Raw genomic sequence first — 15,412 nt, forward strand, 5'->3', positions numbered from 1 at the left:
GCGAGCACGACGGAGCGCGGGGCACCCCGTCCGGCAGGACCGGCCACCGCGGCGACCGCGCAGTGCGCGGGCCACAGCCGCAGCAGCAGGCGGTGCAGCGCGTGGCCCTGGGTGCGCGAGACCCGCCGCAGCGCGGGACTCGGCGTCCGGGCCGCCCATGCCGCCACGACCGGATCGAGCGGCAGCCCCTGGCGGAGGTGGTGGAGCGCGACGACCGCGGTCGCGGCCTCGACGGTCGTGACCGTGCCCAGCCGGGCGTGGAGGTACGCCGGCACCTGGCCCTCCCGCAGCCCCCCGAGCACCGCCGGCTCGAGGCCGGCCGACTGGGTGTGCCCGGCCACGGGCAGGCGCGCGTCGGCCAGCAGCATGAGGAGCAGGTCAGCGGACACCGTCAGACCTCCAGATCAGAACATCGTGTAGAGCTGGGCGAGGGGCAGCTCGCTCGCGGGCATCGGCTCGACGACCTCGCCGTCGATCGCGATGGCGAACGTCTCGGGGTCGACGTCGATCTCGGGCAGCGCCGAGTTGTGGAGCATGTCGGCCTTGGTCAGGTTGCGGGTGTCGTCGAGCGCGGCGAGCCGGCGACGGAGGCCGAGGCGGCCGGCGAGCCCGTCCTCGATCGCAGCGGGAGCGACGAAGGTAAGCGAGAGGTCGGCGCCGGCGCCCTCGGCGGGGTGGACGAGCGTCTCGCGCATGAGCTGGGGCTGGGGCGTCGGGATCGACGCGTTCGGGTCGCCGAGCGCACCCCAGACGAGCGCCCCGCCCTTGATCACGACGTCGGGCCGGATGCCGAAGAAGCGCGGGTCCCACAGCACGAGGTCGGCCAGCTTGCCCGGCTCGACGGAGCCGATCTCCGAGGCCATGCCGTGGGCGAGGGCCGGATTGATCGTGTACTTGGCGACGTACCGCTTCGCGCGGAGGTTGTCGGCCCGGCCGCCGCCGAGGTCGTGGTGGTCGCCGAAGCGTGCCTTCATCACGTGGGCGACCTGCCAGGTGCGCGTGACGACCTCGCCGATCCGGCCCATCGCCTGGGCGTCGGAGGAGGTGATGGACAGCGCGCCCATGTCGTGCAGCAGGTCCTCGGCCGCGATCGTCGTCGCGCGGATGCGCGACTCGGCGAAGGCGAGGTCCTCCGGCACCCGCGGGTTGAGGTGGTGGCAGACCATGAGCATGTCGAGGTGCTCCGCGACCGTGTTCACGGTGTGGGGGAGCGTCGGGTTCGTCGAGCCGGGGATGATGTGCGGCAGCGAGGCGATCTCGAGGATGTCCGGCGCGTGACCGCCGCCCGCGCCCTCGGCGTGGAAGGCGTGGATCGAGCGGCCGCGGATCGCGTCGACGGTCGAGGCGAGGTAGCCGGCCTCGTTGAGCGAGTCCGAGTGCAGCGCGACCTGGAGGCCGAACTCGTCGGCGGCCCGCAGGGACGCGTCGATCGCCGCCGGCGTCGAGCCCCAGTCCTCGTGGACCTTGTAGCCGCCCGCGCCGGCCAGCGCCTGCTCGGCCAGCCCGGCCGCGGAGACGGTGTTGCCCTTGCCCATGAGCAGGATGTTGAGCGGCAGCGAGTCGAGCGCGCGGTGGACCGTCCGCAGGTGCCAGGCGCCCGGAGTGACGGTCGTCGCCTTGGACCCCTCCGAGGGGCCGGTGCCGCCGCCGCCGACCGTCGTGACACCGGTGGACAGCGCCTCGACCAGCTGCGAGCGGGACAGGAAGTGGACGTGGATGTCGATCGCGCCGGCGGTGAGGATCCGGCCCTCGCCCGAGATGACGTCGGTCGAGGGCCCGATCGCCATCCGCGGATGGACGCCGTCGGCGATGTCGGCGTTGCCCGCCCGGCCGAGCGCGGCGATGCGCCCGTCGCGCAGCCCGACGTCGGCCTTGACGATGCCCCAGTGGTCGAGCACGACGGCGTTGGTGATGACGGTGTCGAGCGCCCCCTCGGCCCGGGTGAGCGACCCTTGGGCCATCGACTCGCGGATCGACTTGCCGCCGCCGAAGACCGCCTCCTCGCCGCCGAAGGTGAGGTCGTCCTCGATCTCGATCCACAGATCGGTGTCGGCCAGCCGGAGCTGGTCGCCGGTCGTCGGGCCGTAGAGCGCCGCGTAGTCGGCGCGCGTGATCTCCACGGCTCAGGCCTCCCCGTCCTGCGGGTCGTGCGCGGCCGGCTTGATCTGGATGCCCGGCACGACCCCGCGGCCGCCGAGCCGCACGATGCTCACCTCGCGCGACGCGCCCGGCTCGAAGCGCCGCGACGTGCCGGCCGGGATGTCGAGGCGGAAGCCGTCGGCGGCCGCACGGTCGAAGTCGAGCGCCGCGTTCACGTCCGGCAGGTGGATGTGCGAGCCGATCTGCACCGGCCGGTCACCGGTGTTGACGATGACGAGCTCGCGCGTCTCACGGCCCTCGTTCAGGACGAGTACGCCGTCGGCGACCCGGACCGCGCCGGGCCCCCTGCTCACACTGGACATCGCTGCTCTCCCTCGGCTGCTCTCAGGCGATCGGCTGGTGGATGGTGACGAGCTTGCGCCCGTCGGGGAACGTCGCCTCGACCTGGACCTCGACGAGCATGTCGACCACGTCCGGCATCACCTGCTCGCGGCTGAGGACCTCGCGGCCGGCCGTCATCAGCTCGCCGACGCTACGGCCCTCGCGGGCGCGCTCGATCACCCACGTGCTGAGCAGGGCGACCGACTCGGGGTAGTTGAGCAGCACGCCGCGGGCGAGCCGGTCGCGGGCAACCATGCCGGCGACGGACAGGAGGAGCTTCTCGGTCTCCGAAGGGGTGAGGTGCATCGGTGCCTCAGACCGCCATCGCCGCGCGGACGGCGTCGACAGCGCCGGGGCCGCCCTCGCCGTGGGAGGTGACCCGGCCCGACTCCAGCACGTAGTACGAGCCGGTCGCGCGCAGCGCGAAGCCGACGTGCTGCTCGACCAGGAGGACCGACAGGTCCCCCCGGTTGGTCAGCGCGACGATGGTGGACTCGATCTCGGCGACGACGTTGGGCTGGATGCCCTCGGTCGGCTCGTCGAGGATGAGCATCCGCGGCTTCGTGAGCAGCGTCCGGGCGATGGAGAGCTGCTGGCGCTGCCCGCCCGAGAGCAGCCCGGCGCGCCGGCCGAGCAGACCCGTCAGCGCGGGGAAGGTGTCGAGGACGCCGTCCATGGCCGACTTGTCGGTGGTGACGAGCTGGAGGTTCTCCAGCGTCGTCATCTGGGGGAAGCAGAGCTGGCCCTGCGGCACGTAGCCCAGGCCGCGCTTGACCCGCGCGCTCGGGCGCAGCCTGGTGACGTCCTCGCCGTCGAGCAGGATCGTGCCCTCCCGGATGGGGAGCAGCCCGACCGCCGCGCGCAGCAGGGTGGTCTTGCCGGCGCCGTTGTGGCCCATGATCGCCACGGCCCCCGCGGCCGGCACCTCGACGCTGACGTCGTGCAGCACCATGCTGCGGCCGTAGCCACCGGTCACTCCGACGAGCTCAAGCATCGGTCTCACCCTCTTCGACAGGCTCTCCTACGGACGGGTCGGCGGTCGCCGTACGGCCCAGGTAGACCTCCTGGACGCGCTCGTCGGCCTGGATCTCCGCCACGCTGCCCTCGGTGAGCACCTTCCCGGCGTGCAGGACGGTCACGAAGTCCGCGTAGTTGCGGACGAACTCCATGTCGTGCTCGATCACCACGATCGTCCGCTCCGGGGCGATCCGGCGCAGCAGCTCCCCGGTCTCGTCGCGCTCCTCGGCGCTCATGCCCGCGACCGTCTCGTCGAGGAACATCACGTTCGCGTCCTGCACGAGGAGCATGCCGATCTCCAGCCACTGCTTCTGACCGTGGGCGAGGATGCCGGCCGGCCGGTGCCGCAGGTCCGCCAGCCCGACCGTCTCCATCGCCTCCTCGACGTACGACGGGATCCCGCGCCGGGCGCGCACCATGCCCCACGCCCGGCGGTGCAGTCCGCCGGCGATGTCGAGGTTCTGCAGCACCGACAGCTCCTCGAACACCGTCGCGGTCTGGAAGGTCCGGCCGATGCCCTGACGCACGATCTGGTGCGACTTCATCGTGAGCAGGTCCTTGTTGTTGTACGACGCCAGGCCGGTGCCCTTGACCAGGCCGGTCAGGGCGTCGACCAACGTCGTCTTGCCCGCCCCGTTGGGTCCGATGAGGAAGTGGATGCGGCCCTGCAGGAAGGTCACGTCGACGTCCTCGTTGGCCTTGAAGCCGTCGAAGTCGACGGTGAGGCCGCGCACCTCGAGGTAGTCCTGGCCCCTCACTGCGCCACCCTCCGCCATCCGGTGAGCCGGCCCACGACCCTCGGGACGGAGGCGAGTCCGCCCGGGAGGACGAGGGTCACCACGATGAACAGCAGGGCGAGCACGTAGATCCACTGGTCCTCGAGCTTCTCCGACAGCGCCGACCGGCCGTAGCCGACGGCGAGCGCGCCGAGTGCCGGGCCGAAGAGCGCCGCGCGGCCGCCGAGGGCGACCCCGGCGATCATGAAGATCGAGGCGGCGGCGTTGATGTCCTTGGGCGAGATGATGCCGGTGAGCGGGACGAAGAGGGCGCCGCCGATGCTGGCCATCAGCGCGGCGAGCATGAAGGCGACCAGCTTGACGTTGGCCGGGTCGTAGCCGAGGAAGCGCACCCGCTCCTCGGCGTCCCGGGTCGCGACGAGGAGCTCGCCGTAGCGACTGCGATAGAGCTGCCAGACCACGACCAGGCAGACGATGAGCACCGTGGCGGCGATCGTGTAGATCATCTGCCGGTTCGCCGGATCGCTGAGCTCGTAGCCGAAGAACGACTTGAAGTCGCTGAGCCCGGTGTCGCCGCCGGTGAGCTTGATCGTCCCGCCGATGAGGTAGGCCAGGGCCACGGCCAGCGCCTGGGAGAGGATCGCGAAGTAGGCGCCCTTGACCCGGCGCTTGAAGATCGCGTAGCCCAGCACGCCGGACACCAGCAGCGGCAGCGCGACGATCGCGAAGATCGTGAAGGCGCCGCTGCGGTAGGGGACCCAGAAGGAGGGGAGGGGCGCGAGCGGGTCGTAGAGGATCATGAAGACCGGCGTCGCGTCCGGGCCGACGGTCTCGAGGCTGAGGTGCATCGCCATCGAGTAGGCGCCGAGGGCGAAGAAGACGCCCTGGCCCATGACGAGCATGCCGCCGCGACCCCAGGCGAGGCCGATGCCGACCGCCACGATCGCCCAGCAGCAGTACTTGCCGAGGTTGTTCAGCCGGAAGTCGCTCAGCACCGCGGGCGCGAGCACGAGCAGTGCGATCGCGAGGAGTCCGATGCCGGCGAGCTGCCACCAGACCATGAACCGCGACCCGAAGGACACCGGGATCGCGACGGGGCCGGCGGAGGAGGACAGGAGGTCCTCCGGGGTGCCCGGGTTCTCCGGGGAGTCGGTCGTCATGCTCACGCCAGGCCTCTCGTTCGGACGGTGAACAGCCCCTGGGGCTTGACCTGGAGGAAGACGACCACCAGCACGAAGGTGATCACCTGGGCGAGGCTTCCCGTCGTCCATTCGGCGAAGTACGCCGTGACGATGCCGACCGCCAGCGCGGCGATGACGGTGCCCTTGAGCTGGCCGAGGCCGCCGGCCACGACCACCAGGAACGCCAGGATGATGTAGCGGGTGCCGAGCTGGGAGTTGGTGCCGCCGATCAGGGCCGCGGCCACGCCGCCCACGCCGGCGAGTCCCGAGCCGACGAAGAAGGTGAGCCGGTCGACGTTCCGGGTCGCGACGCCCATGGTCTCGGCGAGGGCGCGGTTCTGGACCGTCGCCCGGATCCGGCGCCCGAAGGCGCTGTACTTCAGCCACGCGGCGAGCGCGCCGAAGCAGGCCAGCGCGAGCACGATGGTGAACACCTGGCGCAGCGGCCACGCGTAGCCCAGGACGTGCAGCTGCCCGTCGAGCAGGGTCGGCTTCCGCACCGGCACGCCCTGGGGATAGAGCTGGAGGACGATCTGCTGGAGCGCGAGGCTGACGCCCACCGTGGCGAGGAGGGTGTCCAGCGGACGGTCGTACATCCACCGGATGAGGACCACCTCGAGGATCACGCCGAGGACGCCGGCCACGACGAAGGCCACCGGCAGGGCCACGAGGATCGAGACGTTGGTGTTGCTGATCGCCTGCTGGGTCCAGTAGGCGCACAGCGCGCCGGCGAGCAGGAACTCGCCGTGGGCCATGTTGATCACGCCCATCTGGCCGAAGGTGAGCGCGAGGCCCAGCGCGGCGATCAGGAGCAGCGCGCCGTCGGCGGTGCCGTTGAGCAGCGGGGGGATGAACGAGTCCATGTGCGATGGGGCCTCTCTGCGGGGCCCCGTGCCCACCGGCACGGGACCCCGCGTGGGAGTGGTGGATCAGCCGGCGGCCTTGACCAGCGCGTCGCGGGTCGCCGCGGGGAACCAGGAGTAGCCCTCGAGGTAGGGGTCGGGCTCGATGACTCCGTCCGAGCTCCACACCACGTCGAACTGGTTGTCGGCGTTGATCTGCCCGATCAGGCCGGGCTTGCTGATGTGGTGGTTCTCGCCGTTCACCGTCACGGTGCCCTCGGGCGCGTCGAAGGAGACGCCGTCGGAGGCCGCGTTGATCTTGTCGACGTCGAAGGAGCCCGCCTTCTCGACCATCGCCTTGTAGAGGTAGAGCGAGTCGTAGGCCGCCTCCATCGGGTCGGAGGTGACCCCGCTGGAGCCGGGGTAGGCCTTCCAGTCCGCGATGAACTTCGCGTTGGCGGGCGTGTCGACCGACTCGAAGTAGTTCCACGAGGCGTACTGCCCCTCGACGGACGCGCCCATGTTGGGCGCCTCCTCCTCCGCGATCGAGACCGAGATGATCGGCGTGGTCGCGGCCTTGAGGCCGGCGTCGGTGTAGGCCTTGATGAAGCCCACGTTGGACGAGCCGTTGATCGTGTTGAAGATGAAGTCGGGCTTCGCCTTCACGATCTTCGCCACCTGCGTGGTCCAGTCGTCCTTGTCGAGCGGGACGTACTCCTCGCCGACGATGTCGATGCCGAGCTCCTTGGCGTAGAGCTTGATGATCGCGTTGGCGGTGCGCGGGAAGACGTAGTCCGAGCCCGCGAGGAAGAGCGTCTTCACGCCCTTGGACTTGAGGAAGTCCAGCGCCGGGATGATCTGCTGGTTGGTGGTCGCGCCGGTGTAGTAGATGTTCTTCGAGGACTCCAGGCCCTCGTACTGCACCGGGTAGAACAGCAGGCCGTTGTCCTTCTCGACGACCGGCTTCATCGCCTTGCGCGAGGAGGACGTCCAGCCGCCGAAGATCGCGGCGACGCAGTCTTGGGTGAGGAGCTTGTCGGCCTTCTCCGCGAAGGTGGGCCAGTCGGTGGCGCCGTCCTCCTGGATGGGCTCGATCTTCTTGCCGAGGATGCCGCCCGAGGCGTTGATCTCGTCGGCGGCCATGTGCAGGACGTTCGAGACGGTCTTCTCCGAGATGGCCATCGCTCCGGTGAGCGAGTTGATGAAGCCGAGCTTGACGGTGTCGCCCGAGGTGTCGACACACGACGTCGCGGAGGACGAGGAGGACGACGACGCGGAGACGTCGGTCGTCTTGGTCCCACCGCAAGCGGTGAGCGCGAGGCTGACGGCGACCAGCGAGGCCGTTCCGGCCAGCAGTCGAGCGCGGGGATTCTTCACAGGGGATACCTCTTCGGTTCATGCCACCCACGGCACGGCGCTGTGCCTTCTTGTGAGCAGGAACCTAGGAAGCACCCGTTTCCAGTTACTACCGAATGGAATTAAATCGGTGTTACACCCGACCCGGCCAGGGCGTCGGTGAGGCGGCGGACGGAGCCGCCGAGGTTCCAGCGCTCGGCGAGCGCCTCGAGGCGCTCCGGCTCCGCCGGCGCGTACGGCGTCGCGAGGCCGCTCCGGTCGAGCTCGACGTCTCGCGCCACGGCCACCACCTTCGGCGCGACGAGGAGGTAGTCGGCCGCGGCGATGATCCTCGACCGCGGACCCGGGGCGAGGTCGGCGGCAGGGTCGGCCGCCGCGGCGACGATGCCGTCCAGGTCGCCGAAGCGCCCCAGCAGCGTCGCGGCGGTCTTCTCCCCGATCCCAGGGACGCCCGGAAGCCCGTCGGAGGCGTCCCCGCGGAGCGTGGCGAAGTCGGCGTACTGATCCGGGCGGACGGCGTACCTGCCCTGGACCCAGGCGGTGTCGACGCGGTCGTGCTTCGAGACGCCGCGGGCGATGTAGAGGACCCGCACCGCCGCGTCGACCGGCTCGTCGCGGACGAGCTGGAAGAGGTCGCGGTCGCCGGTCACGACGTCGACCGGGAGCCCCGCGTCGGTGGCGAGCGTCCCGATCACGTCGTCCGCCTCGTAGCCTGCCGCGCCGCGCACGGCGATGCCGAGGGCGTCGAGCACCTCGCGAATGATCGGCACCTGCACCTCGAGCGGGTCGGGCACCTCCTCGACGTCGACCGCGCCGGCGGGCCGCTCCTCCGCGACCCGGTGAGCCTTGTACGTGGGCAACAGGTCCACCCGCCACTGCGGGCGCCAGTCGTCGTCCCAGCAGCAGACCAGCTCGGTGGGGGAGTACTCGCCGACGAGCCGGGCGATGAAGTCCAGCAGCCCCCGCACCGCGTTGACCGGCGTGCCGTCCTCGGCGAGGACCTCGGGGACGCCGTAGAAGGCCCGGAAGTAGAGGCTGGCCGTGTCGAGGAGCATGCGGCGCGTCACCACGGCATCCAACCACGCCGCCGCGGGCCGGTCGGTCTCCTCCCGCGAAGTCCGCACGGTCGCCCGTTACGGCGAGCTTTCTGAGAGGCGCCTGAAGACCGGCTCGTGAGTGGGTCGCCGGCGTGCGCTCGCTCACGTCGCCGACGTACCGTAGGCACATGAGGGAGAGCAGGTCGACGCTGGGCCGCGTCGTCATGGTCATGCCGACCTACAACGAGGCCGACAACCTCGAGTGGCTCGTCGGCCGGCTCCGCGCCGCCGAGCCCGAGGTGGACGTCCTCGTCGTCGACGACGGGTCGCCCGACGGCACCGGCGACATCGCCGACGCGCTCGCGTCCCGCGACCCCCGCATCCACGTCCTGCACCGCAGCGAGAAGGCCGGGCTCGGCGCGGCCTACCGGCACGGGTTCGCCTGGGCCCTGGCGCAGGGGTACGACGTCATCGGCGAGATGGACGCCGACGGCTCCCACCAGCCCGAGGAGCTCCATCTCCTGCTCGACGCGATCGCGGACGCCGACCTGGTGATCGGATCCCGCTGGGTGCGCGGCGGGTCGGTGATCAACTGGCCGCTGCGCCGAGAGGCCCTCTCCCGCGGCGGCAACGCCTACGTCCGGCTCCTGCTCGGGATGCCGGTGCGCGACGCCACCGCCGGCTTCCGGCTGTTCCGCAGCGCGACGCTGGAGAAGATCGACCTCGCCCAGGTCACCTCGACGGGCTACGTCTTCCAGACCGACATGGTCGCCCGCACCCTCCACGCCGGGCTGACCGTGCGCGAGGTCCCGATCCAGTTCGTCGAGCGCGTCCGCGGTCAGTCGAAGATGAGCGGCGCGGTGGCGGCCGAGTCGATGCGCAGCGTCACCGCGTGGGGGCTGCGCGAGCGCCGCAGGCAGCTGGCCGGCCTGCGGCCGGCGCGGCTCACGCGGGCTTTCTCGAGGCGCGCCTAGGCCGGTGCAGGTGCGCGGGGCCGATCTCCCCGTCGCGGAGCAGGTCGAGCCGCTCCTTGAGGATCTCCTCGAGCTCGGTCTCCGAGCGACGCTCGAGCAGCATGTCCCAGTGCGTACGGGCCGGCTTCTCGACCTTCTCCTCGACCGGGTTGCCGGCGACGTTCAGGGCCTCCTGGCCGCACCGCGGACACTCCCACTGAGCGGGGATGTCGGCCTCGTCGGACATCGTGATCTCGAACTCGTGCCCCTGCGGACACCGGTAGCCGACCTGCTGGCGACCCGCGAACTCGATGCCGCGCTCGTCCTCGAAGCTCTGACCGCCCAGTCGGGCGCCTCGTAGTGTGCGCTCTGCCATGGCACACCCCCCTTCGGAGTCTTCAACGGTACCGACCCGCTCAAGATTCCGCGACGATCCACGGCGGGGGCATCCTCCACCGCAGCCTGGGCGCCTAGTCACTTCGGGCTATTTTCAACCGTTTGGCTTGCCTCAACTTTCCTAAGGCGTGCCTAATCCTCACCTATCAGACGCCTGTGTCCACGGGCGTCGCGCTCTTCGGGAGGGTCGCATGGCCTCGGTGTCTGGTTCGCGTGGGCTCTCGCTGCTCGCTCGAGGGGTGTGCCTGCTTCTGCTCGGGGCGCTGCTGGCGTCGGTGCCGTTGGCGGTCTCGGTGGTGGCTGGTACGTCGTCGGCGTCGGCGGCGACACCGTCCGCCGATGGCGGGGGTTTGTTCGTGTCGGTGCAGGGGCGTCTGCTGGACACCAGGAACGGTACGGGTGGGTATTCGTCGATGATGTCGGCGAATGTGCGGCGCACGGTGCAGGTGACGGGGTCGGCGGGGTTGCCGTCCTCGGGGGTGAAGGCGGTTCAGGTCACGGTGACGGTGCTGGACCAGACCGCGTTGGGGCAGGTGTGGTTGGCTCCTGCGGGTGGGGATGCGACCGCGCTGGGGTTGACCTATGGGGGTGCGAGTGTCCCGGCGGGCTACATCTCGGGCACGACGATCGTGACGGTGAGCTCGGAGGGGAAGATCGACGTCTGGGCTCAGACGGCGGTGAATCTGGTGATCGACGTGCAGGGGTACTTCACCTCGGGCTCGACGGCGGCGGGTGGGTTCGTGGCGTTGGAGGATCCGATCCACACGTTGGACAGCGCGGTCGCCGCGGGTGGCACGGTGACGGCGGACCCGACCTCGACGGGAGTGGTGCCATCGACAGCGACGGCGATCGTGGGTCTGGTGCGGGTGATCGCCTCGGGGTCGGGATCGGGGCAGTTGCGGGCGTACGCAGCAGACCAGGCCAGCGCGAATGACGGCTCGTCGCTGATGCTGTTCCCGGGCGGGATCACGACGACGAACATGATCACGATCGAGTTGGCGTCCTCGAGTCCTGTGGGGAGGTTCAAGGTCACGGTGGACTCGTTGTCAGCCACGGTGGTGGTCGATGTGATCGGCTATTACACGGCCGCGAACTCTGCTGCGCTGCTGCCTGCGGGGTCGGCGGCGTTCACGCCGGCCTCGGCCCGGCTGAGTGACCACGAGTCGTTCGCGGCGAACGAGTCCAAGCTGTTCACGCTGGCGGGGTTGGGGCCTCTGCCTGCGGTGGGGTCGGGGATCAACGCGGTCGCCGTCAGTATCGCGACCACGGGTGCCTCGGCGTCGGGGAGTCTGTTGTCGGGGCGTGATGACCAGTCGGCGTGGTTGACGATCGAGAACTGGTCGGCGGGGAGCAGGTCGACGTTCGCGACCCTGCCGTTGGGTCCCGATGGCGGGATCAAGTTGACCAACAACTCGTCCGGGACACTCGAGGTCACGATCGATCTCCAGGGCTTCTACCAGGCCAGTGACTTCGTGATTGCGGGCGGGCAGAGCATCACTCAGAGCTCGGCGACGCTCGCTGCGGCTCGTGCCGGGGTGACGTCGGGACGCACGTATGCCAGGTATCGGTACCGGTACGGGACGACGGGTTCGTTCACTGTGGTGCCGGTCTCGACGGTGAGCGCGGTCGAGGCGTCCTCAGCCAACGGCTGGTCCGCGGGGGCGCATCCGTCGGGGTGGCCGATCAGCGCCGAGGCGTCCAACACCGTGACGTTCCCGAAGTTGCGGTGGAGTCTGCTCGATCTCCTTGCCGCGACCAGCAAGCCAACAGATAAGACGGCGCTGTTGCAGGTGCAGGCGTGCTACTCCACGAGTACCGCGTTGGCGAGCGAGGTCTGCGCGGTGCCGTGGAACCTCACCTATTCTCCGGGCGGGTTCGAGGCCACCGCCTCGGCGGGACCAGGCGTGGTCTCGCTCGCGAGTGGCGCGTACACGGTCTCGGTCACCGATGCTGCGGCGGCGACCTCGATCGGTGGCCTGTCCATCGGGCGCACACTGAACACCCTCCCGACGCCGGCCGAGCGGAGCGGCCCGAGTGGTGTCTTCGGTCCCGGCTGGTCCACCGACGCCGGACCGGACGCCGGCGCAAGCGATCTGACCGTCACCGATCACCACACCGACGGCTACATCACGTTCACCGACTCCAGCGGGGTGGCGAGCACCTATCAAGCCGCAGCATCGACGAGCACGTGCGCGAGCCCATCTACCGCTTTCACCGGTGTCGGTGACGCAGTCGGAGACGGTGTCACCGTTTGTCTGGTGTCAGATACCCAGATAGCGATGGCCGAGGACGACGGCACCATCACGACCTGGCAGTCGGTTTCGGGGGTGTGGAAGGTCTCCTCGATCGCCCAGACTGGCAGCCGTACCACCACGACCTACGGGTACGGCACCAGCGGCAGCAGCGCAGGATTGATCACGCGCATCCTGGCGCCGGCCCCGACCGGTGTCTCCTGCGGCACCGCGGACTCCACGACGCCGGACACCACCCCGGGCTGCCGCTCCCTGGTCCTGACCTACGGCACGGTCACTGCGGGCTCGGGAACAGCGACCCGGTTGACGAAGGTCGAGCTCTCGATTCCCCAGACCTCAGGCACCGCGAACAAGATCGCGATCGCGCAGTACGCCTACGACAGCGCAGGCCGGCTCTCCCAGGTGTGGGACCCGCGTCTGGACACGACCAGCCAGCCGGCGTTGAAGACCACCTACACGTACAACAGCACTGACCGCCTGGCCTCGATCACCCCGCCGGGCGTCAATGGCTGGAATCTGGTCTACGACGCCTCGAACCGGATCTCCAAGATCAGCCAGACCGTCCCAGTTGGCAACCCCATCTCCGGGGTCACCAATCAGACCGCGACGACCACGGTCGTCTATGGCCTGCCCACCAGCGGCACCGGCCTGCCCGACCTCACCCCCGCGACCGCGGCGACCTGGGGACAGACCCGCAGCCTCCCAGTGGACGGGCAGGCGACCGCCGTTTTCGCCCCTGACCACGCCCCGGCCGGCACGACTCCCGGCACCGTCGCCACTGCCGACTGGCCCTTCGCGACCTTGCACTACCTGGACCCCAACGGTCGAGAGACCAACACCGCCGCCTACGGCACCGCCGTCACCAACAGCGGCAGCACCACCACCAGCAGCACGGGGTGGCAGATCTCCTCCACCCAATACGACGCCAACGGCAACGTGGTCTGGCAGTTGAGCGCTGCCAACCGTGCCCAAGCTCTCACCCCGATCAGCGGCGTCACCGACTCCTACGTCGCGGGCGTCTCCGGCACGGCGGCGCGTGCTGATCTGCTGGCCTCGACCACGGTGTACAACCCGCTGGACCTCAGCGAGGTCACCGACACCTACGGCCCCACTCATCCCATCAGGTTGGTCGACGGCACCACGATCCACGCACGCGACCACACGACCACGACCTACGACGAGGGCGCACCCAACAGCAACGTGAACCCCACCACCGGGCAGGCCTACCGTCTCCCGACCACGGTGGTCACCGGTCCGTGGAACGTCGCAACCAGCGCGAACGCCGCTGCCGCGAACCTTACCGTCACTCGCAGCGGATACGACGCCGCCGGCTCGATGAGCGGCACCATCGCCGGGGTCAGAACCATCGCTGCTGTAGCGGCTACGCCGTCGTTCAGTGGTTGGAGTCTGGGGATGGCGACCACCTCAACCACCCAGATGGGTACCACTGCTTCGGCCGCGGATCTGATCATCACGACGGTCTACGACAGCGACGGCCGTGTCGTCTCGACCCGGCTCCCCGATGGCACCGGTGCTTCTGCCTCGGCGACCAGCCCCCGCACCACCAACACCACCTACTACACCGCCAGCGGCGCCAGCCCGTGTGGCAGCACCACCCTCGCGGGCCTGGTGTGTCAGACCGCACCCGGTGGACAAGCCGCTACCACAGGCGGGCCAGGTGACACCGCCAAACTGGCGACGACCACGATCAGCTACGACCAGCTCGGCAACCCCACCACCACGGTCGAGGCCTACGCCGCCGGTGTCTCTCGTACCACCACCGTCACCTACGACGCCCTCGAACGCGTCACCAACACTGCGACCACCACCACGGGGATCACCGGCACCACCGCCGTGCCCGCGGTCGCCTACAGCTACGACTCTGCGACAGGTCTTCCCGCCACGCAGTCCACTGGTTCGGGCACCGGCGCCAAGACACTCACGACGACCTACAACAGTGTCGGCGCGGTCTCGTCCTACGTCGACGGCTCAGTCCCGGGCACGACAGGCGCCCTGACCTACTACGGCTACGACATAGACGGCCGCACCGTGTCTACCGTCGACGCCAAAGGCGCCACCACCTGGACCTACGACACCACCGGAACCGGTACGGGCAGCGAACGGCGCGGTCTCGTCACTGTCCAACGCCACGCCACCAGCCCCACCTCGGCCACCACGCTCGGCACCGGCCCCGTTTCGAGCGGCCAGCTCGACCTCACTAGCCAGGTCTCAGCGTTCGGGTTCACGCCCGGCTACGACCCCGACGGCACACAAGCGAGCCTGACGTACCCCAACGCCATGACCGCCACCACGGTCACCGACAATGCTGGCAACCGGACGAGCCTGACTTACAGGGCGGGCTCATCGGCCCTCGCCTCCTTCAGCCAGACGATCGGCGCCTCGGGAAGAACAGTCGGCCAGGGTTCGGGCATCAACGACACGCCACAATCAGTCCAAGTCTACACCTACGACCCGGCCGGCCGCCTCACCCAAGTCGATGACACCGTCATCATGGACCTGCTGGAGTGGGACGTAGCCTGCACCCGCCGAAGCTACAGCTTCAACTCCCATTCCAACCGCACCAGCCTGTCCACCAGCGCCGCGAACTCCTCCTGCTCGGCCGACGGCACGACCACCGTCACCAGCAGCTACGACGAAGCCGACCGCATCACGAACCAGTCCAACGTCACTGGTGGCTCCTACACCTACGACCAGATCGGCCGCACCCTGACCGTCCCAGGCTCCGACGCCACCGGCACCGCGACCCACGCCACCGCAACCGGACAGGCCACGATCGGCTACTACGCCAACGACATGGTCGCCACCCTGAACCAGGGCACCGGGAGCACCACCCAGGCCCAGGCCTTCACCCTCGACCCGGTCGGATCACGGATCGCTACCCAGACCACCACCACCGGCGCCACCGGATCGACCTCGACCACCGCGACGGTGAACCACTACAACGCAAGCGGCGACAGCCCCTCCTGGACCGAGACGCTCACCACACCGGCCTCCGGCTCGGCGACCACCACCTGGACCTCCAACGTCACCGGCCCCGACGGGAACCTCTCGGCCATCGTGAACGGAACAGGAACGGGCACCACGGTCTCGAGCGTGAAGCTGCAGATCCTCAACCTCCACGGCGACGTCGTCGCCACCC

Annotated in this window: 15 protein-coding genes; 2 read left to right on the forward strand and 13 right to left on the reverse strand. The window is 69.7% G+C overall.

The window, feature by feature from the left end:
- The 10 genes from QM572_RS12705 to QM572_RS12750 form a co-directional block, all read right to left on the reverse strand.
- Positions 1-389: urease accessory UreF family protein (locus QM572_RS12705; RefSeq protein WP_415093650.1), on the reverse strand; the 389-nt coding region annotated here is incomplete at its 3' end.
- Between the two features lie 15 nt (positions 390-404).
- Entirely contained in the window at positions 405-2,120 is a 1,716-nt protein-coding gene (locus tag QM572_RS12710; RefSeq protein ID WP_415093652.1) for an urease subunit alpha, read from the reverse strand.
- A gap of 3 nt (positions 2,121-2,123) precedes the next feature.
- The gene (gene ureB, locus QM572_RS12715; protein WP_415093654.1) at positions 2,124-2,453 is read right to left on the reverse strand and encodes an urease subunit beta; all 330 of its coding nucleotides are present in this window, start codon (positions 2,451-2,453) and stop codon (positions 2,124-2,126) included.
- 31 nt (positions 2,454-2,484) lie between these two features.
- The gene (locus QM572_RS12720) at positions 2,485-2,787 is read right to left on the reverse strand and encodes an urease subunit gamma (protein ID WP_415093656.1); all 303 of its coding nucleotides are present in this window, start codon (positions 2,785-2,787) and stop codon (positions 2,485-2,487) included.
- 7 nt (positions 2,788-2,794) lie between these two features.
- Positions 2,795-3,475, reverse strand: a complete 681-nt coding sequence (locus QM572_RS12725) for an ATP-binding cassette domain-containing protein (RefSeq protein ID WP_415093658.1) — start codon at positions 3,473-3,475, stop codon at positions 2,795-2,797.
- Positions 3,468-4,256, reverse strand: coding sequence for an urea ABC transporter ATP-binding protein UrtD (urtD, locus tag QM572_RS12730; RefSeq protein WP_415093660.1), 789 nt, complete (start codon positions 4,254-4,256; stop codon positions 3,468-3,470). Before urtD ends, QM572_RS12725 begins: the two co-directional genes overlap by 8 nt.
- A complete protein-coding gene (gene urtC, locus QM572_RS12735; protein WP_415093676.1) occupies positions 4,253-5,395 on the reverse strand; it encodes an urea ABC transporter permease subunit UrtC in 1,143 nt (380 codons plus the stop codon). Before urtC ends, urtD begins: the two co-directional genes overlap by 4 nt.
- A 2-nt stretch (positions 5,396-5,397) precedes the next feature.
- Entirely contained in the window at positions 5,398-6,279 is an 882-nt protein-coding gene (gene urtB, locus QM572_RS12740) for an urea ABC transporter permease subunit UrtB (protein ID WP_415093662.1), read from the reverse strand.
- Between the two features lie 66 nt (positions 6,280-6,345).
- Entirely contained in the window at positions 6,346-7,635 is a 1,290-nt protein-coding gene (gene urtA, locus QM572_RS12745; RefSeq protein WP_415093664.1) for an urea ABC transporter substrate-binding protein, read from the reverse strand.
- Positions 7,636-7,736: 101 nt separating this feature from the next.
- Positions 7,737-8,669, reverse strand: coding sequence for a 5'-3' exonuclease (locus QM572_RS12750; protein ID WP_415093678.1), 933 nt, complete (start codon positions 8,667-8,669; stop codon positions 7,737-7,739).
- A gap of 170 nt (positions 8,670-8,839) precedes the next feature.
- Between QM572_RS12750 and QM572_RS12755 the strand changes: the two genes are divergently transcribed.
- Positions 8,840-9,625 carry a polyprenol monophosphomannose synthase gene (locus QM572_RS12755; protein ID WP_415093666.1) on the forward strand — a complete coding sequence of 262 codons (786 nt, stop codon included), beginning with the start codon at positions 8,840-8,842 and terminating at the stop codon, positions 9,623-9,625.
- Here the strand turns inward: QM572_RS12755 and QM572_RS12760 are convergent.
- The 3 genes from QM572_RS12760 to QM572_RS12770 form a co-directional block, all read right to left on the reverse strand.
- On the reverse strand, positions 9,597-9,980 hold the full coding sequence (locus QM572_RS12760) for an RNA polymerase-binding protein RbpA (RefSeq protein WP_415093668.1): 384 nt from the start codon (positions 9,978-9,980) through the stop codon (positions 9,597-9,599). The two genes, QM572_RS12755 and QM572_RS12760, sit on opposite strands and share 29 nt — an antisense overlap.
- Before the next feature lie 687 nt (positions 9,981-10,667).
- Entirely contained in the window at positions 10,668-11,033 is a 366-nt protein-coding gene (locus tag QM572_RS12765) for a hypothetical protein (RefSeq protein ID WP_415093670.1), read from the reverse strand.
- A gap of 45 nt (positions 11,034-11,078) precedes the next feature.
- Complete coding sequence (locus tag QM572_RS12770; RefSeq protein WP_415093672.1) at positions 11,079-11,435, reverse strand: hypothetical protein; 357 nt, start codon at positions 11,433-11,435, stop codon at positions 11,079-11,081.
- Between the two features lie 166 nt (positions 11,436-11,601).
- Here QM572_RS12770 and QM572_RS12775 point away from each other — a divergent pair.
- The coding region (locus tag QM572_RS12775) for an RHS repeat domain-containing protein (protein WP_415093674.1) at positions 11,602-15,412 on the forward strand (3,811 nt) is incomplete at its 3' end.

Origin of the sequence: Nocardioides sp. (assembly GCF_047607365.1) — a bacterium.
GTDB lineage: Bacteria > Actinomycetota > Actinomycetes > Propionibacteriales > Nocardioidaceae > Nocardioides.